A 24,546-nucleotide genomic window follows, 5' to 3' on the forward strand; every position below is an offset into this window, starting at 1 on the left:
TTATGGCCATCAAGCCGCTGGAAGACCGCGTCGTTATCAAGATCGAACAGGCTGAGCAGACCACCGCATCCGGTCTGGTCATCCCCGAGACTGCGAAGGAAAAGCCGCAGGAAGCACGCGTTGTCGCCGTTGGCCCCGGCCGCGTGGATGAGAAGGGCAACCGCATCCCCGTTGACATCAAGGAAGGCGACGTTGTCGTGTTCTCCCGCTACGGTGGCACCGAGGTCAAGTACCAGGGCGAGGAGTACCTGATTCTCTCCGCACGCGACGTTCTGGCAATCGTCGACTAATTACTTCGAATACTCATGCGCCGTACCGTTCACCCGGTGCGGCGCATGAGCTATCATCTGCCCCCTCATTTTCTTTCTGTGACGCACTAGGAGTAGCGAACACATGGCTAAGCAGCTTGAATTCAACGATGCAGCCCGCAAATCCCTGCAGGCCGGCGTCGATAAGCTGGCAAACGCGGTCAAGGTAACCCTTGGCCCGCGCGGGCGCAATGTTGTGCTCGACAAGCAGTGGGGTGCGCCCGTCATCACCAACGACGGCGTGTCCATTGCCCGCGAGATTGAACTGGACGACCCGTACGAGAACCTGGGCGCCCAGCTGGCGAAGGAAGTCGCCACCAAGACCAACGACGTTGCCGGCGACGGCACCACCACCGCAACCGTGCTCGCGCAGGCGCTGGTGAACGAGGGTCTGCGCAACGTGACCAGCGGTGCGGCTCCCGCCGACGTCAAGCGCGGCATCGAGGCGGCCGTGGAGGCTGTCTCCGCACGCCTGCTCGAGAACGCACGCCCTGTGCAGGGCCCCGAGGTGGCGCACGTTGCCGCTATCTCCGCCCAGTCCGAGCAGATTGGTGAGTTGCTGGCTCGCGCCTTCGAGAAGGTCGGCCAGGACGGCGTTATCACCATCGAGGACGGCTCCTCCACCGAAATTGAGCTGGAGATTACCGAGGGCATGCAGTTCGACAAGGGCTACCTCTCGCCCTCCTTCGTCACCGACGCTGAGCGCGGCGAAGCAGTGCTGGAGAACAGCCTCGTGCTGCTCTACCAGGGCAAGATTTCCACCATCGCAGAGATCATGCCCGTGCTCGAGAAGATCGTTCAGGCGAAGAAGCCGCTGACCATCATCGCAGAAGACGTTGATGGTGAGGCGCTCTCCGCCCTGGTCGTGAACAAGCTGCGCGGCACCATCAACGTGGTTGCTCTGAAGGCCCCCGGTTTCGGCGACCGCCGTAAGGCAATCATGCAGGACCTGGCAATTCTGACCGGCGGCACCGTCGTGACCGGCGAGCTCGGTATTGACCTGCCGCAGGTCACCCTGGAGCACCTGGGTTCGGCACGCCGCGTGACCGTGACCAAGTCCCACACCACCATCGTGGATGGCGGCGGCGACCCCGAGGCCATCGAGGACCGCGTGCAGCAGCTGCGCCGCGAAATCGAGCGCGTGGACTCCGAATGGGATCGCGAGAAGCTCAAGGAGCGCCTGGCTAAGCTGGCCGGCGGCGTGGGCGTCATCAAGGTCGGCGCCGCAACCGAGGTTGAGGCGAAGGAACGCAAGCACCGCATCGAGGACGCTGTGTCCTCCACCCGTGCAGCCCTGGAAGAGGGCATCGTCTCCGGTGGCGGTTCCGCGCTGGTCCACGCTCTGAAGGCGCTGGACGGCCTGGAGCTGGATAACCACGACGCAAACGTGGGCGTGCAGATCGTTCGCCGCGCCCTGGTCCAGCCGCTGCGCTGGATTGCGGAGAACGCCGGCGAGGACGGCTACGTCATCGTCTCCAAGGTCTCCGAGCTGCCCGTGGGTCACGGCTTCAACGCCAAGACCGGCGAGTACGGCGACCTGATTGAGGCCGGCGTGATTGACCCGGTGAAGGTGACCCGTTCGGCCCTGCAGAACGCCTCCTCCATCGCGGCTCTGGTGCTGACCACCGAGACCCTGGTGGTTGAGAAGCCCGAAGAAACTGAAGAAGACTAAATAGTGTGTGTGCCCGGTACTGCCCCCTGAACTGGAGGCGGTACCGGGCACTAGCTATCCCCTCAACGCCGCAGCATCGGGGTCTTCGCGTGCAAGAACCCGGTGCCCGCCGCCATTCTTCGGGCGGCTCGGTATCTTCCGAGCGAAGAAACCCTAAGCGGCTTATCATAGAAGGTAGACTGTCCGTTTCCGCACCCTCCGGAGCATCCGGCGGACGCGCCCGCTCAGAACCCGCGTGGGCCTCCGCCCGGTACTCGCGCCGGGGGAGTGGGGTACATACCGCGACACCGTATAAAACGCTTCCCCACGGCAAAATCGCACCGGCGAAGCACACCATCCGAAAGGTAGACAATGACCATCCCCACCGCTCTGTCCGAGGATCCCTTCGGCTTCACCGGCCTGACCTACGACGATGTGCTGCTGCTGCCCGGCAACACCGACGTCATTCCTTCCGAGGCTGACACCTCCACTCGCCTGTCCAAGCGCATTAACCTGAACATCCCCATCATTTCTGCGGCAATGGACACCGTGACCGATTCCGCTATGGCCATCGCCATGGCGCGCCTGGGTGGTCTCGGCGTGATTCACCGTAACCTTTCCATCGAGGACCAGGCCGCACACGTGGACCGCGTGAAGCGTTCCGAATCCGGCATGATTATCAACCCCGTGACCATCGGCGCGGACGCCACCATCGCCGAGTACGACGAGGTGTGCGGTTACTACCGCGTCTCCGGCCTGCCCGTCGTGAGCGAAGAGGGCGTGCTGGAAGGCATCATCACCAACCGCGATATCCGCTACATGTCCCGCGGCGACTTCGAGAACATCCGCGTTCGCGACATCATGACCCCCATGCCGCTGGTGACCGCCCGCCCCGGCGTTTCCAAGGACGAGGCTTTCGCCCTGCTCTCCCACAACAAGATTGAGCGTCTGCCCCTCGTGGACGAGGCAGGCAAGCTGGCCGGTCTGATCACCCTCAAGGACTTCGTGAAGACCGAGCAGTACCCCCGCGCCACCAAGGACGAGGACGGCCGCCTGCGCGCGGGTGCCGCTATCGGCTTCTTCGGCGACGGCTACGAGCGCGCCATGACCCTGGTCGAGGCCGGCGTGGATGCCCTCTTCGTGGATACCGCAAACGGCCACTCCCAGGGCGTGCTGGACATGATTGCCCGCCTGAAGAAGGACCCCGCCGCCGCACACGTGGACGTCATCGGTGGCCAGGCCGCAACCCGCCAGGGTGCTCAGGCCATCATTGACGCCGGCGCCGACGCCGTGAAGGTTGGCGTGGGCCCGGGTTCCATCTGCACCACCCGCATCATTGCGGGCGTGGGCGTGCCCCAGGTGACCGCGGTCAACGAGGCCGCTAAGGCAGCTATCCCCGCCGGTGTTCCCGTGATTGCCGACGGCGGTATGCAGTACTCCGGTGAGATTGGCAAGGCCCTGGTGGCCGGCGCCGACTCCGTGATGCTCGGCTCCCTGCTGGCCGGCACCACCGAATCCCCCGGCGACCTGATTCTCGTGAACGGCAAGCAGTTCAAGGCGTACCGCGGCATGGGTTCGCTGGGCGCTATGCAGACCCGCGGCCGCCACAAGTCCTTCTCGAAGGACCGTTACTTCCAGGCCGACGTCTCCAGCGAGGAGAAGCTGATTCCCGAGGGTATCGAGGGTCAGGTTCCCTTCCGCGGCCCGCTCTCCGCCGTGATTCACCAGCTCGAAGGTGGCCTGCGCCAGACCATGTTCTACGTCGGTTCGCGCACCATCGAAGAGCTCAAGAACAAGGGACAGTTCGTGCGCATCACCCCCGCGGGCCTGAAGGAATCGCACCCGCACGACATCACGATGACCGTTGAGGCACCGAACTACCGTCGCTAAGACGCATCACCAACGATGATTCGCCGCACGGCGTGCACACCGCGCGCCGTTGAGCCCGTCCCGTACCCTCCCGGGTGCCGGGGCGGGCATCGGTGCGAATAACGCCCGGCGGCACCCCTCAAACCGAATTCGAAAGGATTCACCCATGTCTGAAATTCAGATTGGCCTCTCCAAGAGCGCCCGCCCCACCTACTCCCTGGACGATGTGGCGCTGGTACCCACCCGCCGTACCCGCGATCGCCGCGATGTCGACACCTCCTGGCAGATTGACGCCTTCAAGTTCGACACCCCGATTATTGGTGCGCCCATGGACTCGGTCATGTCCCCGGCGACCGCTATTGCCCTGGGCAAGCTGGGCGGCCTGGGTGTGCTGAACCTCGAGGGCCTGTGGACCCGCTACGAAGACCCGCAGCCGCTGCTCGACGAGATTGTTGAGCTGCCCGAGGCGGACCCCGCCTCCGCAACCACCCGCATGCAGCAGATTTACTCCGAGCCGATCAAGCCGGAGCTGATTACCGCACGCCTGGAAGAGATTCGCGATTCCGGCGTGGTGGTTGCCGGTTCGCTGAGCCCGCAGAATACTCAGGAGCACTACGAGACCGTGGTGAAGGCCGGCGTTGAGCTGTTCGTCATCCGTGGCGCATCCGTCTCTGCCGAGCACCTTTCGACCTCGCACGAGCCGCTGAACCTGAAGAAGTTCATCTACGAGCTGGACGTTCCCGTCATTGTCGGTGGCGTGGCCGGTTATTCGCAGGCTAAGCACCTGATGCGTACCGGTGCCGCCGGTGTGCTGGTGGGCTTCGGCGGCGGTTCCGCTCAGACCACCCGCCAGGGCCTGGGCATTTCCGCACCGATGGCAACCGCCATAGCCGATGTGGCTGCGGCACGTTCGGACTACCTGGACGAGTCCGGCGGCCGCTACGTGCACGTGATTGCTGACGGTTCCCTGGGCCGCTCCGGCGATATGGTGAAGGCGCTTGCACTGGGTGCTGACGCCGTGATGCTGGGCGCTCCGCTGGCTCGCGCCTCCGAGGCGCCCGGTCAGGGCCTGTACTGGGGCAACGAGGCGCACTCGCTGGACTTCCCGCGCGGCGTGCGCACCCCGCTGGGCGTCGTCGGCACGCTGGAGGAGGTCCTGTACGGTCCTTCGCACCACGTGGACGGAACCAGCAACATTGTCGGTGCGCTCAAGCGCGCAATGGCTAACTGCGGCTACCTGGAGCTGAAGAAGTTCCAGAAGGCCGAACTGACCGTGGTCCCTTCCTACCGCGGCTAATGTAGCGTCATGAATCACCGCTCGGCGGCTACGGGGCTATCCCCGCGGCCGCCGGGCGGTGCCTGCTATCTGCAGCGTAAAAAGAACGGTCGTAGGCGGAATAGTCCCCGCGCCACGGGCGTTCAAGCTCACACCGCGATAGCGTAAAATAGATATATCCCCGCGCAAGTGCGCGGATTAGTACCAACACGTTGAGGTAATTTTCGTGACCAACTCTGTGAACCTGGACCAGCTCGAAGAGCGTCCCGTCCTGGTGGTAGATTACGGTGCTCAGTACGCGCAGCTCATCGCTCGTCGCGTGCGTGAAGCCGGCATCTACTCCGAAATCGTCCCCCACTCCATGAGCACCGAGAAGATGCTCGCCAAGAACCCGGCAGCCATCGTGCTCTCCGGTGGCCCCTCCTCGGTCTACGCCGATGGCGCACCCAAGGGCGACAAGGCCCTCTTCGAAGCTGGCGTGCCGATTTTCGGTATCTGCTACGGCTTCCAGGTGATGGCCCAGACCCTCGGCGGCACCGTCGCCCAGACCGGTCTGCGCGAATACGGCGCAACCGACGCTGTGGTCTGCGCTGAGAACTCCTCCTTCCTCACCGGCACCCCCACCACCCAGAACGTGTGGATGTCTCACGGTGACTCCGTGACCGAAGCCCCCGAGGGCTTCGAGGTTCTGGCCAAGACCCCCGGCGCCTCCGTGGCAGCATTCGTGGACGAGTCCCGCAAGCTCGGCGGCGTGCAGTGGCACCCCGAGGTGAAGCACTCCGACTACGGCCAGGTCGCCCTGGAGAACTTCCTCTACAATGTGGCAGGCCTGAAGCCCACCTGGTCCACCAATAACATCATCGAGGAGCAGGTCGCTAAGATTCGCGAGCAGGTCGGTAGCGACCGCGTCATCTGCGCGCTCTCCGGCGGCGTTGACTCCTCCGTGGCGGCAGCACTCGTGCACAAGGCTGTTGGCGACCAGCTCACCTGCTTCTTCATCGACCACGGTCTGCTCCGTGAAGGTGAGCGCGAACAGGTCGAGCAGGACTACGCAGCATCCATGGGCATTAAGGTCATCACCATCGACGAGTCGGAGCGTTTCCTCTCCGCGCTCGAGGGTGTTACCGAGCCCGAGGCGAAGCGTAAGGCTATCGGCCGCGAGTTCATCCGCTCCTTCGAGGAGGCACAGCGCAAGCTGATTGCAGAGGCCGGCGAAGAGGGCGCAGACATCAAGTTCCTGGTCCAGGGCACCCTGTACCCGGACGTTGTCGAGTCCGGCGGCGGCGACGGCACCGCAAACATCAAGAGCCACCACAACGTGGGCGGCCTGCCCGACGACCTGACCTTCGAACTGGTTGAGCCGCTGCGCACCCTGTTCAAGGACGAGGTCCGCGCTATCGGTCGCGAGCTCGGCGTTCCCGAGAAGATCGTGGCACGTCAGCCGTTCCCCGGTCCCGGCCTGGGTATCCGCATCGTCGGTGAGGTTAACCGCGAGAACCTGGAAACCCTGCGCGCAGCTGACGCCATTGTGCGTGAAGAGCTGACCGCGGCTGGCCAGGACGAGCACATCTGGCAGTGCCCCGTGGTTCTGCTGGCTGGCGTTCGCTCCGTGGGCGTTCAGGGCGACGGCCGTACCTACGGTCACCCGATTGTTCTGCGCCCGGTCTCGTCTGAGGACGCGATGACCGCTGACTGGTCGCGCCTGCCCTACGACCTGCTGGCTAAGATCTCGAACCGCATTACGAACGAGGTCAAGGACGTTAACCGAGTGGTGCTGGACGTTACCTCCAAGCCCCCGGGAACCATTGAGTGGGAGTAATCCCTGCGTGGGAGTGATCCCCGAGTGGGAGTGAAGCTCCTCCCGTGAAGAAGCCGCCCGGTGCATCCTGCTGTGGATGCGCCGGGCGGCTTCTTATATACGTATGTGTGTTACGGATGCCGAGGATGAACGGAAATATAATGTGTATATGCATGTTGGCCTGATACATGCTGAGCGCTGGCCTAACATCATAAGGAGGGACCGATGACGTCGAAAATCGATGAAGAGCACGCTCAAAAGCAGGAGACTAAATCTTCCTTATATGAATTTTTCGCCAGCTTACCCAGCTCTTCAGATGACGTAGAAAATCCTGAAGAATTCCCCTTGGTGGCACGCTCTGCTTTGCAGCGTCCTTCTCCAGAGTTTTAGATTAGGAAGGAACCGCCCGGTGCATCCTGCTGTGGATGCGCCGGGCGGCTTTAGCTATGGGGCAGAGAAATATTAATGCGAAACGGATATTTTCTTCGAAATTAAAGAAAACCGCTTATTTTTTAAACTGCGAGTCTAAATAAAAGAAATACGCTCCGGAAAATTCCGCAAAACTAAGCGGGACAGAAATATTTAATACGGCCGATTCGGGTGGCGAATCGAACTACGCCAATGTGCGCTCGAGCCCAGGCCAAAATGCAGACCAAAGAAGGCCCCAAAACACAGGAATCCAAAAGCGCAGGCCATGTACACGCCGTAGGTCAGCACCAGGAAATCGGAGTCGTGTTCCAGGCCGGAGAGTACCAGGTGAGTCAGGTTTACGCCCAAAACGGCAAGCCATACGACGCTTGCCACCGCAATCAACCAGGACAGTAGGCTCAGTACCGGGTGCGGAACCCTGAACGTGCGCTCCTCGACAAGGGCTTCTGAGGGTGTAACACGGGATGCGGGGGTAACCGCTGAGGCGCTCGTAGCGGCGGACGCGGAACGCCGCGGGATACGCACCCCGGCGTGGGGGTGGGCGGCGCGGTGCGGGGTTTTCTGACGCGCTACCTTGGGGGAGGGGACACCCCCGGAGTCGGAAGGGCTGGAGAGGTAAGGCTGCTGCATTGCGTGCTCCCGGCGAGATCTTGAAGGGAACCAATCCTGCTGAGTTCGCTTCGTGAGGGTATGGACGGCAGACGAGTTCATACGGTAGAAAATGCAATCTCTGCGTATTTCTAGAGTAAATTTGATGTATAAAAAATACGAGGGTTTCGGCAAATATGATGCAATATGACGCGAAAATTTCGAAATGGCATCCCGTGAAATGCTCAACCTTAATCTGAATGTATAGGCGGGCGATATTAGACAGGCTCACATTCCCGAGAATATTCCTCGCCGGCCCGTCCTCGGTGCCCGAACGTGAGACCATGGAAAGGCGGCTTAGCGCAACGGCGCGGTGCGCATCCAAAATAAGGGCCAACGCGGTGACCGAAGGAGCGTCTTGTGGGAATCATCCTGCCCCTCATCTACCTGGTTGCAGGGCTGACGCTGGCCCTCACCCTGCCCGAGCACCGGGGCAGACGGCTCAAGGAATGGGCCTCGGCCCTGCTGACCCGCTGGATTATTCCCGCCGTCATCATCTACACGGTTGCCACCAGCCGCCCCGAGCTGTTCTTTGTTGCCGCGTCCACCATGGTTATGATGCTCCTCGGTGTGCTCGGTGCCGGGCGGATTACCCGAGATCCCGTGCAGAAGCTCGCCTTCGTGTACCTAAACGCCGGGCTCTTCGGCATCCCCGTGGTCGCGGGCATCTGGGGCGATGAGGCCGTGCGCGTCTACATCGGCGCGTATATCGGCAACTCCATCATGGGCAATATTCTGGGTACCTCGCTGCTACGGGGCGACTCGAGGGCCGAATCGGGTGAAGGTTCCCCACCCCGTACGGCTACCGCCGCGAGCCGCGGCGCAACCATCCGCAGGGTACTGCGAGGGCTGCGCACGAGCCCACCCGTTATCGCCGTGGTAATCGGCTTGCTCTGCCTGCCCGCAGGGCACTTCCTGAGTGTTCACGGAGCCGGGTTCTACCGGGTGCTGACCTGGGTCTTCAGCTTTATCGGGATGATCGTGCTGGGCATGTGGCTCGGGGCCGCCAAGCTGCACCGCGCAGACCTGACCCGGGCCGCCGGATGGGGGGTGCTCCGCACCGCGCTCGTGAGCGTCTACAGCCTCGGCGTGCTGGCGCTCGCCCGTTGGGCGCACGACGCGGCGGGCGTACACTTCGACCAGCTACTGGCCTACCCGCAGGTGCTCTTCATCCTGGGAGTCCTGCCGCCTGCCGCCAATATCGTGATCCTTGAGACCCACTACCGGCACGAGGGCACCGCAGCCCCCGTCATCGCCGCAGGGGCGGTCGTCAGCGTCGGTCTTATCGCGCTGGCGGTGCCGATTCTTCAGCTTGCGTTCTCCGGTTAGCCGGAGCCGAAACGAGCACACAACGAGTGGGTACAGCAAAAGGAGGGCGGGGATCGTACAATCCCCGCCCTCCCGCGGTTCTACGCCGACCTAGAGGTCAGCAGCCGTCGGACAGCTTTCGCTATCGAACGATGTGGTAGACCTTTGCCTCGTAGGGGCGCAGGGTCGAACCCGCGTCGTCCTTGTAGTTTGAGCTCACCAGCTCGACGCGGGCGCCAGACTCGCGTGCCTCAGCAAGCACGGCGAAGTCGCGCTCCAGCTCCTCGGCGGTGAAGTTCGAAATCACCAGCAGAGACTCGTTCGCGGGGGAACCATCCGCGCCACCGGTACGGGTGTAGGCGTACACGGCCTCGTCCTCATCGTGCGGAACCTGAACCGAATCCACCGGAGCGAAGGAGGCGTAAACCATCAGATCCTTCAGCTCGCCGCGGCGCAGAGCCACCAGCTGCTGGTAGTGGTAGAAGATCGAGTCCTCATCCGCCAGAACTGCCTCAGCGTTAATCGCCGGGTAGTTCGGGTTCACGTTAATCCAGGTGGTCACACCCTCGGGGCTGAAGCCGGCGTTTGCCGAAGCATCCCACTGAACCGGGGTACGAGCGTTATCGCGGCCCTTGATGTAGATCGCCTGCATCGCCTCTTCGTGGCTCAGACGCTTGTGGTCAACGTGCATGTCCTCGTAGAAGCGGATCGAGTCACCATCGCGGTAGTCCTCAATCGAATCGAACTTCACGTTGGTCATGCCGATTTCTTCACCCTGGTAAATGTACGGGGTGCCCTGCATGAAGTGCAGAGTGGTCGCCAGCTGCTTAGCGGACAGGGTGCGGAACTCATCCGAATCGTTACCGAAACGGGAGACCACACGCGGCTGGTCGTGGTTGTTCCAGTACAGCGAACCCCAGGCGTTACCCTCCAGGGTGGTCTGCCAGTCGTTCAGGATGCGCTTGAGCTCGGTCAGCTTGTACGGCGCGTAGGACCACTTGCCGCCCAGAGAGCCGTTCGGGTCGTTATCCACGCCCATGTGATCGAAGTGGAAGATCATGTTCAGCTCACCGGTGTGGTAGCCAGCCCACAGCTTAGCGTCCTCGGGGCTGGTCGCGCTGGTCTCGCCCACGGTCATCACGTCGTAGCGGCTGAAGGTCTCGCGGGTCAGTTCCTTCATCCACGGGTGCACCATGGTGCCGTTAGAGATGACGAACGGAATCGAGGAAGTGTGCTTCTCAAAGTCGGTGGAGGGGTCATCCGGGAAGCCCTCGGGCTTGGAGATGATGTTGATAGCGTCCAGGCGGAAGCCGTCAACGCCCTTGTCCAGCCACCAGCGGACCATGGAGTACAGGTCCTCGCGAACCTTCTCGTTCTCCCAGTTCAGGTCGGGCTGTTCCTTGAAGAAGATGTGCAGGTAGAACTGGCCGGTCGCCTCGTCCCACTCCCACGCCGGGCCACCGAACTCGGACGCCCAGTTGTTCGGAGGAATCGGGTTGCCGTCCTCGTCGAAGCCCTTCGGGTCCTTCCAAATGTAGTAGTCGCGGTAGGGGTTGTCCTTAGACGAGCGGGACTCCTTGAACCAGGGGTGCTCATCGGAGGTGTGGTTCGCGACCAGGTCCATCAGAATCTTGATGCCGTGCTTGTGAGCGGTTTCAAGCATCTCGTCAAAGTCTTCCATGGTGCCGAAGTCACTCATGATGGCGAAGTAGTCAGAGATGTCGTAGCCGTTGTCCACGTTCGGCGAGTCGAACACGGGGGAGAGCCAGATGACGTTGATGCCCAGCTTAGCCAGGTAGGGCAGCTTCTCGGTGATGCCCTTCAGATCACCGATGCCGTCGCCGTTTGCGTCGTTGAAGGAACGGGGGTACACCTGGTACACCACGGCTTCCTTCCACCACTGGCGGCCTTCGTAGGAGGGAACCTGGTATGCCTCGGAATTGCTCATAATTGCCTTTCTGTACCGGCGGGTTACGCCGAAGAGAAAAAAGGAGTCTGTGATTGAAGTATAGGGCGAGGGGGACCGGAACGTCCGCGTCTGGTCCCCCTCGCGCACCATTATTTTGGGGCGTGCCTACTTGGCGTTACCGAAGAGGTACACCTTCGCCTCGTAGGGGCGCAGCAGGGTTCCCTCGTCGGTGAACTCGCGGTTCTCATCGCGGTAGTTCGAGCTAATCAGCTGCGGAACGTTCGAGATAGCCTTCAGCTCGGTCGGGGAGAGTGCCTGCGAGTTGGTCAGCACCACCGAATCCAGGTTGCCACCCGCGTAGTTCAGCTGAACGGTGTCATCGGTGAAGTTCGCGACGACCAGCAGTGCGCGCTCGCCGGTTGCGGCTGCGTCCTCGTCGGAGTTCACGCGCAGGTAGGCGTAGACCTGGTCGTCCTCTTCATCCAGCAGGCGGTACTCGCCGGTCAGGACAATCGGGTGCTCGTGACGCAGCTTAATCAGGTCGCGGTAGTGGTAGAACACCGAATCCGGGTCAGCCAGCTCGGACTCCGCGTTGATTTCGGTGTAACGCGGGTTCAGCTTCAGCCACGGGGTGCCGGAGGTGAAGCCTGCGTTCTCGCCAGCGGTCCACTGCATGGGGGTGCGGGCGTTATCGCGACCGGAGGCGCTGATGTAGCGCAGCATGTCCTCGGGGGAGACGCGGCCGGACTCCTCAACGTACTTGCGCCAGGAGTCGTGAATCTCCAGGTCGTTGTAGTCCTTGACATCGTCGAAGAAGACGTTGGTCATGCCCAGCTCTTCGCCCTGGTAGATGTAGGGGGTACCCTGCATCAGGTGCAGAACGGTGCCGAGCATCTTGGCGCTGACGGTGCGGTACTCGGGGGAGTCGTTACCGAAGCGGGAGACGGTGCGCGGCTGGTCGTGGTTGTTCCAGTACAGGGAGTTCCAGCCGCGGCCGTGCAGACCCTCCTGCCAGTGGGTGAGCACCTTCTTCAGGTCCACCAGGTCGAAGCGGCGGTCGGACCACTTGCCGGTCACGCCACCCTCGGAGGCATCCACGTCCATGTGCTCGAACTGGAACACCATCTGCAGCTCGTTGCGGTCGAAACCGGTGTAGAGCGCGGCGTCGTCGACGGTCACGCAGGGGGTTTCGCCCACGGTCATGACCGGGTACTTGCTGAGGACCTCACGGTTCATTTCCTGCAGGAATTCGTGCACGCGCGGGCCGTTGGCTGCGACAGCCAGGGAGTTGTCGAGGCCGCCAGCGAGGACTGCCGGATCCTCGGGGAAGGAGAGGTCCTTAGAAATCAGGTTGATGACGTCCATGCGGAAGCCGTCCACGCCCTTGTCCAGCCAGAAACGCATGATGTCGTAGACCTCTTCGCGGACCTTCGGGTTCTCCCAGTTCAGGTCGGGCTGCTTGACGGAGAAGTAGTGCAGGTAGAACTGGCCGGTCGCCTCGTCCCATTCCCACACGGAGGGGCTGAAGCAGGAAATCCAGTTGTTCGGCGGAATAGGCTTGCCGTCCTCGTCGAAGCCCTTGGGGTCGCGCCAGATGTAGTAGTCGCGGTAGGGGTTGTCCTTGGAGGAGCGTGCCTGCTTGAACCACTCGTGCTCGTCGGAGGTGTGGTTGACGACGAGGTCCATCATGAGCTTGATGCCGTGCTTGTGTGCGGTTTCGAGTAGCTCATCGAAGTCTTCCATGGTGCCGAACTCGGTCATGATGGCGCGGTAGTCGGAGATGTCGTAGCCGTTGTCATCGTTCGGGGAAGCGTAGATGGGGGAGAGCCACAGTACTTCGATGCCCAGGTCTGCCAGGTACGGAATCTTCTCGGTGATGCCGGGCAGGTCGCCGATGCCGTCGCCGTTGGAATCGTTGAAGGAGCGGGGGTAAATCTGGTAGACAACGGGTTCCTGCCACCACTGGGTCTGGGTCGTCATTGTTCTTCCTTTCCTTGGTATGGATGAGTGTTGTGTGGGGCCGCTCTGTGGGCGGCTAAAGTCTGATGCCCTTAGTGCTGGGTGGTGAGGGGCGTCAGGAGGCTCTGAGGGGCCCAGCTTGCGGGGTCAATCTCCAGGAGCAGGCCGCTGTGATCGGAAATCGCCTCGGGGGAGTTATCCCGGAAGACCACCGCGTGGGAAGCCACGTCGACGAGGCGGTCGGTGAACACGAAATCGATGCGCTTGGCATCCGAGGAGCCCTCCCAGCCGGCAATCTCGCGGTGCACAGTGTTCTCACCCTTGGTGTGCTTCGCGATGGTGCGGGTATCGATCAGGCCGGTAGAGGTCACGAAGGCGTAGCCCTCGTCGGGCAGGTGCGCGGCGGAGTTGAAGTCGCCGCCGAGCAGTACGGGGGCGGTTTCGGCACATTCGGCCAGGGCCTGTGAGAGGCGGGTGAATTCCTGAGCGAAGAGGGGCTCACCGTCGAAGTCCCACCAAGACATGTGGGTGGGGGCGCACCAGAAAGGACCGGAGGGGGTCTCGATGAGGGCGGCCTGCGCGGCGCGGCGCTGCACCTGGAAGTAGGTGTAGTCGGGGGACATGTCGATGGGCCTGATGCCGCGGATCGGCATGCGCGAGAGGACGGCCACGCACTCGTCGTAGCGCTCCCACCCGAGGTGGGTCTCGGTGAGGGTCCACTCGTAGCGGGCGCCGAGCGCCTCCAGCGCGCGCACGAGGAGCAGGGCGTAGTTGTCTTCACGGACCGGAATACCCGCGCCGCCGCGGAAGTGGAGGGGATGTTCCACCACGGGGGTGGAGGTCAGCTGGTTGACCTCCTGGAGGGCGATAACGTCCACCTGCTGATCAACGATGAACTGCGCGAGGGTGCGGATCTTGTCAATCTGATGGATTTCGCACCAGCTGTGGGTGTTGAGGGTGAGGAAACGCATATATATAAGTTTCGATTGGGTTTCGGGTAGGGGTACGGGGTGGGCGCGTCGGATGGCTCTCCCTGTGGAAGCTCTGAGTGGTGGAGGGCAGTCTCCGGCCGCGCAAGTATGTTCATGCTATCGAGTCTGGGCCCCGGCAGACAGGGGAAAAGCTTGATTATTCCCCAGTATTTTTACCCGGTGCCGGGATATGTTTCAGGTTGTGAAAAACTCTTTCAGAACTGTCCTTCGGGCGCCTATGGGTCGGAATGAAGTGGCATTATTATTTCTGTCTAAAACACATTCGACACTTAGCGCGCGCAGGTCGTGTGGTGTGCATCTCATACACTTTCAAGGGTGTTTATAAAGATGCGTTAGCCCAGGCGGGCAAAGACCGCCCGCCCCTTGCGCCCGCTCACTCGATACCCGAAAGGGCGTATAGCCTCATGATGGAAAAAGTACAGAGGTTCGGCTCTGCCATGCTGGCACCCGTTCTTCTCTTCGCATTCGCTGGCCTCGCGGTCGGTATCGCGATCATCGCGCAGAACGACCAGCTGATTGGCCTGGCCGCCGATAAGAACAACCTCTGGTCCCAGTTCTGGGCCGTATGGGAGTCCGGTGCGTGGACCGTCTTCAACCAGATGGAACTGCTCTTCGTGATCGGTCTGCCCATTGCACTGGCAAAGACCGCTAACGCACGTGCAGTGATGGAAGCTGCAATGGTCTACCTGACCTTCAACTACTTCGTCGGCACCATGCTCAAGGTATGGGGCAAGGGCGGCACCGGTTTCTTCGACCTGGACTACACCACCGACATCTCTGAGAGCGCGGCAGGTACCGGTCTGAAGATGATCGCCGGTATCAAGACCATGGACACCGGTATCTTCGGTGCCATCATCATCTCCGCAATCGTGGTGTGGGCACACAACCGCTGGTTCGACAAGAAGCTGCCCGACTTCCTCGGTATCTTCCAGGGTTCCCAGTTCGTCTACGGCGTCTGCTTCTTCCTGATGATGCCCATCGCCTTCCTGTTCTCCTGGCTGTGGCCCTACGCTCAGCACGGCATCTCCTCCCTGCAGGGCTTCTTCATCGCATCCGGCGCACTCGGCGTGTGGGTTTACACCTTCCTCGAGCGCTTCCTGATTCCGACCGGTCTGCACCACTTCATCTACTCCCCGTTCGTCTTCGGTAACGTTGTTACCCCGAACGGTATCGCTAAGGACTGGCCGACCCACCTGACCGAGTTCGCAAAGAGCGACAAGCCCCTGAAGGAACTGTTCCCCGGCGGCGGCTTCGCACTGCACGGTAACTCGAAGGTCTTCGCACCCATCGGTATCGCAGCGGCGTTCTACACCACTGCTCGTCCTGAGAAGCGCAAGGAAGTTCTCGCTCTGATGATTCCCGTCTGCCTCACCGCGATCCTGATCGGTATCACCGAGCCCCTCGAGTTCACCTTCCTGTTCCTGGCACCCCCGCTGTTCCTGGTTCACGCAATCCTGGCAGCATCCATGGCAGCAATCATGTACCAGCTGGGTCTGGTTGGTTACATGGGTGGCGGTCTGCTCGACTTCCTGTTCCAGAACTGGATTCCGCTGTGGGCAAACCACTCCGGCACCTACCTCATGCAGATTGGTGTGGGCCTGTGCTTCACCGTCCTGTACTTCGTGATCTTCCGCTTCATGATTCTGAAGTTCGACTTCAAGACCCCCGGTCGTGAAGAGGACGGCGGCGAGACCAAGCTCTACAGCAAGGCAGAGTACAAGGCTGCTAAGGCTGCTGAGAAGGACGGCGGCGCAGCCGCTGCCGGTGACGCCGAAGGCGCCGACCTGTACGCACCCCGTGCGGCTGGCTTCCTCGAGCTGCTCGGCGGCGCAGACAACATCACCACCGTGAACAACTGTGCAACCCGCCTGCGTGTCTCCGTGGCCGATGAGTCCCTGGTCAGCACCTCGGATGCAGAGTTCAAGAGTGCTGGCGCCCTGGGTGTCGTCCGCAAGGGCAAGGCCTTCCAGGTGATCGTCGGTATGGATGTTCCCCAGGTCCGTGAGCGTTTCGAGACCATGGTGAACAGCTCCAAGACCAACGTCTAGAGATCTCCCCTCTGCTCACCGCGTAGTTCGCGCATCGGGCAGTGAATAATCCGCTTCGCCGGCGGTACCGGATACATCCGGTGCCGCCGGCGAAGCTGTATCTTGGGTATCCTTGGCCCCGGTTGTGGGCCTCTCTCGAAAGGTTCTGCGTGAGCGGGAACAATACGGCAGAACCGGGCTGTGGAATCCGAAGCGTGTAATATTTATATATTGCTCACCATCGGATTCAGGAGCTCTGAGTGGATTTACAAGACGTCGTGAATGCGAATCAGCACCGGTTCAGCGAAACTGAACGGGAAATTTTGGCCTTCATGCTGGAGAACGAGGAATTCGTCGCGGAGTCGACGATTAATTCTTTGGCGCACAAAACCTACACCTCGACCAGTTCGATTATTCGACTGACGAAGAAGCTGAACTTTTCAGGATTCGCTGAGCTGAAGTACTTCATCAAGTCTTCCCTTAGCCGTAGTGAGCCCTTCAACCCCCGCTTCATCGAGAGCGGTCGCGAGGATATTCAGCGCACCTACGACTACCTCGACCACATGGAGTTGAGCGGTCTGCTTAAACGCATCTACGAGGCGCGCACCGTCTACTGCTTTGGCACCGGTTACGCTCAGCGCAACGCGGTGCAGGAGTTCGCCAAGTCAATGCAGGCCTGCGGCAAATTCTGCCACGTTATTCCGGCTCGCAACGAGTTCGAGAGCGCCATGAACACCATGACCCAGGACGATGTGGTGATTATCGTGTCGTTCTCGGGCCAGACCGAGAACATGCGCGAGCACATCAAGATGCTGTCGCTGCGCCGTATTCCCATGGTTGCGGTGACCGCGATTGGCGTGAACTACATGTCCTCGCACGCCGAGTACTCCCTGCACTACCAGGCGACCCCCACCCACATCAGCACCCAGCGCAAGCCCTACCACTCGTTCGTGGCTCTCTGGGTGGTGCTGGACTACGTGGTGCGTCGCTACATTGAGTACTCGGAAACCGCGCGCCGAGAATCCCTCAGCAAGCAGGTTGAGGATGCCCTCGACGGAGGCACCGAAACCACCCCGTAGTTGCGGGCGCTCCTGCCCGGAGCCAATTTATTCCCGCTGCCCTGAATCTACCTCCTGAACAGAACCCGAAAGAGACACCTTCGTGACCGCAATCCTGGCGCTGATTGATAACTCCGAGAAGATGCGTAAGTACCTTTTCTGGTACCTCATGATTATTCCGGCCCTCCTCTTCTTGTGGATTGCCGTGGGTGCGGCAAACTCCCAGATGAGCTTCCAGGACGCCATGAAGATTCCCTTCTTTACGGTTGCTTTCATGAACGGATGCTTGAGCCTGCTGCTGGGCGGTACCCTTAAGCTTGCGGGAATCGAGAATGAGCGCACCGAACGAGCCTATGCTCTGTATTTGATTATCTTGCTGGCCGTCATCGGTAACCTGCCCGGCGCGCTCCTGTCCTTCTTCCTCTTCCGTTCCCTGCGCTTCGGTAACCTGGAGGGTGAACTGGCCCCCAGGTATCGCTGGGTCCTGCTGGCGGCCGTGGCGTTTTATGTCATGGTGGCTTTGGTGCTCACCATGGCTAATCTCTCGATGACGCTGGGCTAGGACGCTATCGTAGATTGAAGAACGCCTGAGCGCGAGGACCGCTCACGAAGCACCACCGGATTGCACGCCGTGCATCACACTGACATACAAGGATAGTCGAGACGTGAATCATACTCCTGATTCTGTTCACATGCAGAACACCGACGGAACCCCGAGCGATACCGCCGAGGTGCCCGTCGCATCGGCGACCCCCGAAGAACAGGCACAGCTTGCCGAAACGACCGAACCCGAGATGAGCATCGCCGAGCTTCCCCCGCACCTGAACCCCGCCCACGAGGACTTCGACCCCTCGGCGGGGCTTGAACGCTGGGCCGAACAGATGGACGTCTACACCGGCCCCGACGCGATGCTTGACTTCAACCAGGTCGACTACGTGCACATCGACCTGTCGGAGGCGAACCCCTCCGGCCTGGCTCAGCTACTTGCCGGACGTAAGACCCGCCTCTCCACCATCCTGCGCGAAAAGTCGCAGCTGGAGGCGGGCATGCGCTCCGCCCGCACCCTGCGCACCAAGATTTACGAGCTTGCCACCGACCACGGTCTGGACTCCGGCTACTTCGTGGCGGGCACCGCATCCTGGCTTTCGCACGACACCCGCGAGGCCGCCGCAGCCTACGAGAAGCGCTTCATCGCGCCGATCCTCATGGCGCCGCTGAGCATCACCCCGCACCCGAAGGATGACGACTTCGAGCTGCGCCTGGCCGGCTCCGCGCGCCTGAACCCCGCCATGGTCCGCCAGATCAAGCAGGAGTACGGCATCGACCTGGGCACCATGGACGTGGCCCAGCTGGCGAACTCCATGTCTCGTCTGGATCCGGAGCCGGTCATCGAGCGCATGCGCGCCTCGGCCGGCCGTATCCCGGGCATGACCATCGAGTCGAAGTACTTCATCTCGACCTTTGCCGACCTGAAGGAAAGCCTGGGCGAGCTACCCCACACCGCCATCACCCCGCTCGTGCGTGACGTGGCGGCGCTGAAGGTGCCCGGCGTGAAGCCGCGCGAGCTGAACGCCCACAACCTGCAGCAGCCCCTGGACCAGCGCGACCCCGCCGAGGAGATGCTCCTGCTCGACGCGGACGCAAACGCCCAGGATATTATCGACACCGCGGTGAGCGGTTTCTCCTTCACCGTGACCGCGGCCCCCGGCACCGAGCCGCTGCGCACCGCCGTGAATATTGCCTCCGCCCTCATCGGCCGCGGCAAATCCGTGCTGGTTGTGGGCGAGAAGCGTTCGACGCTCGCCGAGTTCTCGGCCCTGCTCAAGCGCACCGGCATCGACAGCCTGCGCTACGACCTGCTGGCCGAACACGATTCGGAGGCGCAGCGAGCCGAATTTATCCGCGCCATCGTACGCAACGAAAGTGCCGAGGAGCCGAACTCCGAGGACCTCAACGAGGAACTGTGCGCCACCCGCCAGACCCTCATCGACCACACCCGCGCTCTGCTCACGAAGGACCCGCACTGGCAGATTTCGGTGTACGCCGCCCTGCAGCGTCTGGCCGAGCTGACCGCATCCGAGGACGGCCCGGCCACCCGCGTACGCTTCGACCGCCCCATGCTGGACTCCCTCCTGGAACGCGATCAGGTACGCGCCGAGCTCGTGCGCCTGGGCGAGATTGACGGATTCGCCGCGGCCTCGCGCACCTCGCCGTGGTACCGCGCCCGCCTGGTCAATGACGAGGAGGCCGCGGAGGCGTACGCCCTGGTCATTACCCTCAAGTCCTCCCTGCTGAACCTGCGCGAGGCAATGAACCGCACCAGCGCCATGCTGGGTCTGCGCACGGGTCGTACCATCGCCGAGTGGGAGTCGCAGCTGGCGATCCTGATGCGCATTCGCGAGACGCTTAAGCGTTTCCGCGCCGATGTGTACGACCGCCCCGTGACCGATCTGATTGCCGCAACCGCCTCCGGTGCGTGGCGTCGCGAGAACGGCATCGAGATGAGCAGTATGCAGCGCTCCCGCCTGCGTCGCGCGGCGAAGGAGTACATCCTGCCCGGCGTGAACATCGGGGATTTGCACGAACAGCTCAAGATTGTGCAGACCGAACGTGCCGAGTGGATTCGCCATATCGAGGCACCCCGCACCCCGCAGATTCCGCAGAACCTGGATCAGCTGGCCGACGCCCTGAACTCCCTGGTGTCCGAGCTGGCGGGCTTGGGTATCGTGCTTGCCGATACGATCGACGGCACCGACTTTGTGCGCACCGACCTGGACGTTTTGGACGCCCGCCTGGACGCCCTCATGGACGACCGCGTCCTGCTCATGACCCTGCCCGAACGTGACGCGCTCCAGCAGAAGCTTCACGAACGCGGCCTGTCCGAGCTGCTGGATGACCTGTACGCCCGTCAGGTACCGACCGAAGTTGTCGCGGCCGAGCTGGAGCTCGCCTGGTGGCAGTCCGCGCTGGAATACCTGCTGGAACGCCACGAGGGTAAACTGCTGGACGGCGACCGCCTGCGAGACACCGAATCCCGCTTCCGTCGCGCCGACTACGCCCACATGACCAGCGCCCCGGCCCGCCTTCTGGCAAAGGTCGCGCGCGTGTGGACCGACCGCATCGAATCCGAGCACGACCAGGCGGCCTACCTGAAGAGCCAGCTGCGCGGCTACGAGTTCGTGCTGGAGGAGCTGCTGACGCACGCGCCCGTCATGGCGCGCACCCTGCTGCCCCTGTGGACCGCCAGCCCCTTCGCCCTGGCCCGCAAGGTGCCGGCCTCGATGCGTTTTGACGCGGCCATCCTGCTGGACTCTGAATCCACCCCGCTGGCGGCCAACCTGCCGGCTATCACCCGCGCCGACCAGGTGATCGCCCTGGGCGACCCGCACTCGGGATACCCCTCGCCGTTCATCGTGTCCGCACCGACCTTCGGAGCGCCGGACCCCGCCGATGAACAGCTGGACAGTACCTTCGACGTGCTCGCCACGGTACTGCCGAACCGCACCCTGGCCATGCTGCACCGCAGCATGGACCCGGTGATTCTCGACTACCTGAACCGTGAGTTCTACGATTCGCAGCTGCACGCCGCCCCGGTGAGCCGCGCCTCCTCGCAGCCGGCCGCAACCCTGACCGTGGAGTACATCGACACTCGCGGCAAGGTGAGCGATAACGCGAACCTTGATTCGCCCGGCGTTGAGGTCGAGCGCGTCACGAACCTGGTGCTGGAGCACGCCTACCGCACCCCCGACCGCTCCCTCGCGGTCGTGACGGCCAGCCCCAAGCATGCTCAGCGCGTGGCCGAATCGGTGCGTCACGCCCTGAACCTGTACCCGCAGCTCGCCCCGTTCTTTGCCGCCGGCGAGGAGTCTTTCCGCGTGGTCGACCTGACACGCGCCGAGACCCTCGAACGCGACACCGTAATCTTCTCGCTGGGTGTGGGACGCGCCCGCCTGGGCCAGGCCTCCTATGACCTGGGTCAGCTCTCCACCGAGCACGGCCGTCAGGGCTTTGTCGTGGCGCTGACTCGCGCCCGCCGGGCCCTGCGTATCGTTTCGTGCATCGACCCGACCGAGCTGGACCCGCAGAAGCTACACCACGGCGCGGTCGACTTCTACCACCTGCTGCGTGAGCACGCGGAGCGCCAGGCCCGCGAAGAGGCCGAGGCGAAGGCACAGCGCGTGCCCGAGACTCTGCCGCGCAATGCCTTCTTGGCTACCGACGAGCAGGAAACCCCCGACCTGGGCGATTGGCTGCTCAACGATCTGGTAGCGCGTTTGCAGGCCCGCGGCGTACGCGTGACGCAGGGTGAGGGTGACATCGCGCTGATTGCGCACGCCCCCGAAAAGCTCGTGGCCGAGCCCGTGCCCGCCCTGGGCGTGGCTCCCGTGGTTTCCTCCGGCCCGAGCGCTCCCGCCGCGATGCCTCTGGTGGCTTGCTCCGACGGCGAGCAGAACTACGCGCGGGCCTCGGTGCGCGAGCGTACGCGCCTGCTACCCGAGCGCCTGAGTCGCACCGGCTGGAACTACATCACGCTGGGCACCCTGGAGGTCTTCTCCGACCCGGACGGCGTGGTGGCGCGCATCCTACACTACCTGGACATGGACGAGGATGCTGAGGACCGTGGCTAACTATTCGCCCGTGCCCAAACCCCGACGCGGTAACCGCCGGGTGAGCGGGGGCGGAACCGTGGGAGGTGCCGAACCCCGTCTTGCGGGTCTGGATCCGTCATCGGGGACCCCCGCCGCCGCGGTGCCCGGCGACCGGTCGGCCGCGCCAAAAACTGCCGATTCCGGCGGTGGCTCCGGCAGTAGCTCGCGGAAGAAGCGCACCGCCCACGGCGCCTCGAAGACCCTCACCCCCGAGGAGAAGGAGCGCCTGGAGTGGATGCGCCAGCAGCGTCCCCCGCACTGGGGTAACAACATCGTCTAGGCTTCGGTGGCATGAGGCCGCGAGCCATCATCCAATATACGCTAGGGCGGCGGGTACCTGTTCGGTACCCGCCGCCCTAGCGTGTTATCGAACGCCGAGCCGGTCGGCGCTATCCATCCGTCGCGTTCTGCGGCAGCTGGTTTGAATTCTTATTAGTTTGAGTTCTTATCGGTGCTGTAGAAGCCGGAGCCCTTGAAGGTAATGCCCACGGTGTTGTAGCGCTTGCGCAGGGTCTCCTGACCGCACTGGGGGCAGACGCGCAGGGCATCGTCGCTAAAGGACTGGCGCTGTTCAAATACGTGATTGCAATTCTTACACTGGTAAACGTAAACCGGCATAACTTCCTTCGCCCATTGATATTTCGTTGATTACGGTTAATTGCGTGGTTTGAGTGTACCGCTTTTGAATCGTGAGGGGTATTTTGTTTTCTTCCCACGACTAAAAGTAACGCGGCGTATTCGTTATGAGGGGTTCTGCGCGGTGCGTTCTGCCGGGCGGTAGGTTCCTTCTTCGGTCAGAATAACCGGCAGGATACTGTCCCAGCGGTCGTAGGGGACGGTTTCGTAGATTTCCTCGGCGAAGACGATGCCGAGGGTCTTCTCACGCAGTTGTTCCTCGCTCAGCAGGGGGATGATTCGGTCGTAGTAACCGCCTCCCTGGCCGAGGCGATGCCCGGCCGCATCGTAGGCGAGGGCGGGGATGAGGCGCACATCGGCCTCGACGAATGCCTGTACGTCGCGTTCTTCGCCCTCGGGCTCGGGGATTCCCATGGGGCTGCAGGGGTGGTCAATGGTGGGATCCCACTCAACCCAGGCGAGGGTTCGACGGGGACGGACGACCGGCACGATGATGCGGTGTCCGGCCTCGTGCAGGCGGGTAAGCGCCTCGGTGATGGGAGGTTCCGAGGGGGTGGGTAGGTACGCGGCAACCGTACCGGGGGAGTGCAGACGCTCTCGCACCTCGCGCAGAATATTCTCGGTGAAGAGGTCCCGCACTCGCTGCTGTCCGGCGGGCCCGCGCTCGCTGCGAGCGATGAGGCGTCGGGGACGAATCTGCGAACGGAGGATGTTCTTATCCAGGGAGATATCCTCGGCGCTGGCGCCCGAATCGGAGGTGCTGGTGGCTACTGCGGTGTTGAAGTGCATGGGGGTCCCATCGTCGTTGCGGGGTGAGCGGTGTCTTGGACATGAGGTACAGACTCGCGGCGTAGGCCCCAAATCTCGCGAATGGTGGAGATTTGTGAAGGGGCACACTTCTCTCAGTATAGGACGATTTAAAGAAAGAGCGGCGTGCCGATCTTTTGATATTTTCGGTATCTGCACGAGCCTGTATGCAGTTAATCACGTTAGGGATTTTTCACGTCATAGTTTCACGATTCGACCTAAGTACTTTACAACTTAGGGTATTCTTGTGGCATGGCTACTGAAATTAAGTCTGTTACTAAGGCGGTTATTCCTGCCGCCGGTTTGGGCACCCGATTCCTGCCCGCCACGAAGGCCACTCCGAAGGAAATGCTCCCCGTCGTTGATCGCCCCGCGATTCAGTACGTGGTGGAGGAAGCTGTTCGTGCCGGCCTGCACGATGTTCTGATGATTACCGGTCGCAATAAGCGCGCTCTTGAGGATCACTTCGACCGTGTTCCCGTTCTGGAGCGTCAGCTCGCCGAGCAGGGTAAGGACGCCCTGCTGGCTTCGGTCCTTGAGACTAACGAGCTTGGCGGCGACCTGCACTACGTGCGCCAGGGTGACCCGAAGGGCCTGGGTCACGCCGTGCTGCGCGCAAAGCGCCACGTGGGCGACGAGGCTTTCGCCGTTCTGCTCGGTGACGACCTGATTGATGAGAAGGAAGACCTGCTCTCCCGCATGGTGGAGGTCCAGGAGCGTACCGGCGGTTCCGTCGTTGCTCTGATGGAGGTTCCCCGCGAGGCAATCTCGGCTTATGGCGCTGCCGCTATCGAGACCGTTGAAGGCGAAGACGGCTTTGTTAAGATCACCGGTCTGGTAGAGAAGCCCGCCGCTGACGAGGCCCCCTCGAACTACGCGGTGATTGGCCGTTACGTTCTGAGCCCGAAGGTGTTCGAGGTTCTGGAGAATACCGCTCCGGGCCGCGGCAACGAGATTCAGCTGACCGACGCCCTGCAGACCCTGGCTCAGGGTGAGGGCGAAGGCGAGGGTGTCTACGGCGTGGTCTTCTCCGGCCGCCGTTTCGACACTGGTGACAAGCTGTCTTACCTGAAGGCAAACGTTATTCTTGCTGCTGAGCGTCCCGAGTTCGGCGACGACCTGCGCGCTTGGCTGAAGGACTTTGTCGCAGAGAACTGCTAAGGCCGTTCTTTCGTAACACCACCCCGGTTACGGGGTATCAATCACCTGATACGCTGAGGAA

General features: G+C 62.2%; 19 protein-coding genes. 13 read left to right on the forward strand and 6 right to left on the reverse strand.

Going from position 1 to position 24,546, the window contains the following annotated elements; all coding sequences use genetic code 11:
• Positions 1–2 precede the first annotated feature (2 nt).
• From groES to ADJ95_RS09365, 6 genes are all read left to right on the forward strand, one after another.
• Positions 3–290 (forward strand): co-chaperone GroES, encoded by a 288-nt coding sequence (groES, locus tag ADJ95_RS01765; protein WP_005505066.1) that lies wholly within the window; start codon positions 3–5, stop codon positions 288–290.
• A gap of 103 nt (positions 291–393) precedes the next feature.
• Positions 394–1,980, forward strand: a complete 1,587-nt coding sequence (gene groL, locus ADJ95_RS01770; RefSeq protein ID WP_049331979.1) for a chaperonin GroEL — start codon at positions 394–396, stop codon at positions 1,978–1,980.
• Between the two features lie 351 nt (positions 1,981–2,331).
• Positions 2,332–3,849 carry an IMP dehydrogenase gene (guaB, locus tag ADJ95_RS01775; protein ID WP_049331981.1) on the forward strand — a complete coding sequence of 506 codons (1,518 nt, stop codon included), beginning with the start codon at positions 2,332–2,334 and terminating at the stop codon, positions 3,847–3,849.
• Between the two features lie 145 nt (positions 3,850–3,994).
• A complete protein-coding gene (locus tag ADJ95_RS01780; RefSeq protein WP_049331984.1) occupies positions 3,995–5,125 on the forward strand; it encodes a GuaB3 family IMP dehydrogenase-related protein in 1,131 nt (376 codons plus the stop codon).
• 205 nt (positions 5,126–5,330) lie between these two features.
• Entirely contained in the window at positions 5,331–6,923 is a 1,593-nt protein-coding gene (guaA, locus tag ADJ95_RS01785) for a glutamine-hydrolyzing GMP synthase (protein WP_049331985.1), read from the forward strand.
• A 204-nt stretch (positions 6,924–7,127) separates the two neighbouring features.
• Positions 7,128–7,292 (forward strand): hypothetical protein, encoded by a 165-nt coding sequence (locus tag ADJ95_RS09365; RefSeq protein ID WP_160310624.1) that lies wholly within the window; start codon positions 7,128–7,130, stop codon positions 7,290–7,292.
• 192 nt (positions 7,293–7,484) lie between these two features.
• On the opposite strand, the gene ADJ95_RS09370 is transcribed toward ADJ95_RS09365, so the two are convergent.
• Positions 7,485–7,961, reverse strand: a complete 477-nt coding sequence (locus tag ADJ95_RS09370) for a hypothetical protein (protein ID WP_049345108.1) — start codon at positions 7,959–7,961, stop codon at positions 7,485–7,487.
• A gap of 378 nt (positions 7,962–8,339) precedes the next feature.
• On the opposite strand from ADJ95_RS09370, the gene ADJ95_RS01790 reads away from it, so the two are divergent.
• Positions 8,340–9,308 carry an AEC family transporter gene (locus ADJ95_RS01790; protein WP_049331987.1) on the forward strand — a complete coding sequence of 323 codons (969 nt, stop codon included), beginning with the start codon at positions 8,340–8,342 and terminating at the stop codon, positions 9,306–9,308.
• 121 nt (positions 9,309–9,429) lie between these two features.
• On the opposite strand, the gene ADJ95_RS01795 is transcribed toward ADJ95_RS01790, so the two are convergent.
• The 3 genes from ADJ95_RS01795 to ADJ95_RS01805 form a co-directional block, all read right to left on the reverse strand.
• A complete protein-coding gene (locus tag ADJ95_RS01795; protein ID WP_049331989.1) occupies positions 9,430–11,235 on the reverse strand; it encodes an alpha-glucosidase in 1,806 nt (601 codons plus the stop codon).
• Between the two features lie 126 nt (positions 11,236–11,361).
• On the reverse strand, positions 11,362–13,176 hold the full coding sequence (locus ADJ95_RS01800) for a glycoside hydrolase family 13 protein (protein WP_049331991.1): 1,815 nt from the start codon (positions 13,174–13,176) through the stop codon (positions 11,362–11,364).
• Between the two features lie 71 nt (positions 13,177–13,247).
• Complete coding sequence (locus ADJ95_RS01805; RefSeq protein WP_049331994.1) at positions 13,248–14,126, reverse strand: endonuclease/exonuclease/phosphatase family protein; 879 nt, start codon at positions 14,124–14,126, stop codon at positions 13,248–13,250.
• A gap of 428 nt (positions 14,127–14,554) precedes the next feature.
• Here ADJ95_RS01805 and ADJ95_RS01810 point away from each other — a divergent pair, with 428 nt between their 5' ends.
• The 5 genes from ADJ95_RS01810 (at position 14,555) to ADJ95_RS01830 (ending at position 22,161) form a co-directional block, all read left to right on the forward strand.
• Complete coding sequence (locus ADJ95_RS01810) at positions 14,555–16,195, forward strand: alpha-glucoside-specific PTS transporter subunit IIBC (protein ID WP_275042415.1); 1,641 nt, start codon at positions 14,555–14,557, stop codon at positions 16,193–16,195.
• Between the two features lie 239 nt (positions 16,196–16,434).
• Positions 16,435–17,253, forward strand: a complete 819-nt coding sequence (locus ADJ95_RS01815) for a MurR/RpiR family transcriptional regulator (RefSeq protein WP_049331998.1) — start codon at positions 16,435–16,437, stop codon at positions 17,251–17,253.
• An 82-nt stretch (positions 17,254–17,335) separates the two neighbouring features.
• Entirely contained in the window at positions 17,336–17,794 is a 459-nt protein-coding gene (locus tag ADJ95_RS01820) for a hypothetical protein (protein ID WP_049332001.1), read from the forward strand.
• Between the two features lie 232 nt (positions 17,795–18,026).
• A complete protein-coding gene (locus ADJ95_RS01825; RefSeq protein WP_414706032.1) occupies positions 18,027–21,860 on the forward strand; it encodes a DEAD/DEAH box helicase in 3,834 nt (1,277 codons plus the stop codon).
• Positions 21,853–22,161 (forward strand): hypothetical protein, encoded by a 309-nt coding sequence (locus tag ADJ95_RS01830; protein ID WP_049332006.1) that lies wholly within the window; start codon positions 21,853–21,855, stop codon positions 22,159–22,161. The genes ADJ95_RS01825 and ADJ95_RS01830 overlap by 8 nt, the downstream gene beginning before the upstream one ends.
• Before the next feature lie 152 nt (positions 22,162–22,313).
• Here the strand turns inward: ADJ95_RS01830 and ADJ95_RS01835 are convergent, their stop codons facing one another.
• Entirely contained in the window at positions 22,314–22,499 is a 186-nt protein-coding gene (locus ADJ95_RS01835; RefSeq protein ID WP_049332007.1) for an FmdB family zinc ribbon protein, read from the reverse strand.
• Positions 22,500–22,622: 123 nt separating this feature from the next.
• On the reverse strand, positions 22,623–23,306 hold the full coding sequence (locus tag ADJ95_RS01840) for a 5-formyltetrahydrofolate cyclo-ligase (RefSeq protein ID WP_049332008.1): 684 nt from the start codon (positions 23,304–23,306) through the stop codon (positions 22,623–22,625).
• A 270-nt stretch (positions 23,307–23,576) separates the two neighbouring features.
• On the opposite strand from ADJ95_RS01840, the gene galU reads away from it, so the two are divergent.
• Positions 23,577–24,485, forward strand: coding sequence for a UTP--glucose-1-phosphate uridylyltransferase GalU (gene galU / locus ADJ95_RS01845; protein WP_049332009.1), 909 nt, complete (start codon positions 23,577–23,579; stop codon positions 24,483–24,485).
• The last annotated feature ends 61 nt before the right edge of the window (positions 24,486–24,546 follow it).

Origin of the sequence: Rothia mucilaginosa (genome assembly GCF_001061665.1) — a bacterium.
In the GTDB taxonomy this organism is placed as follows: Bacteria; Actinomycetota; Actinomycetes; order Actinomycetales; family Micrococcaceae; genus Rothia; species Rothia mucilaginosa_A.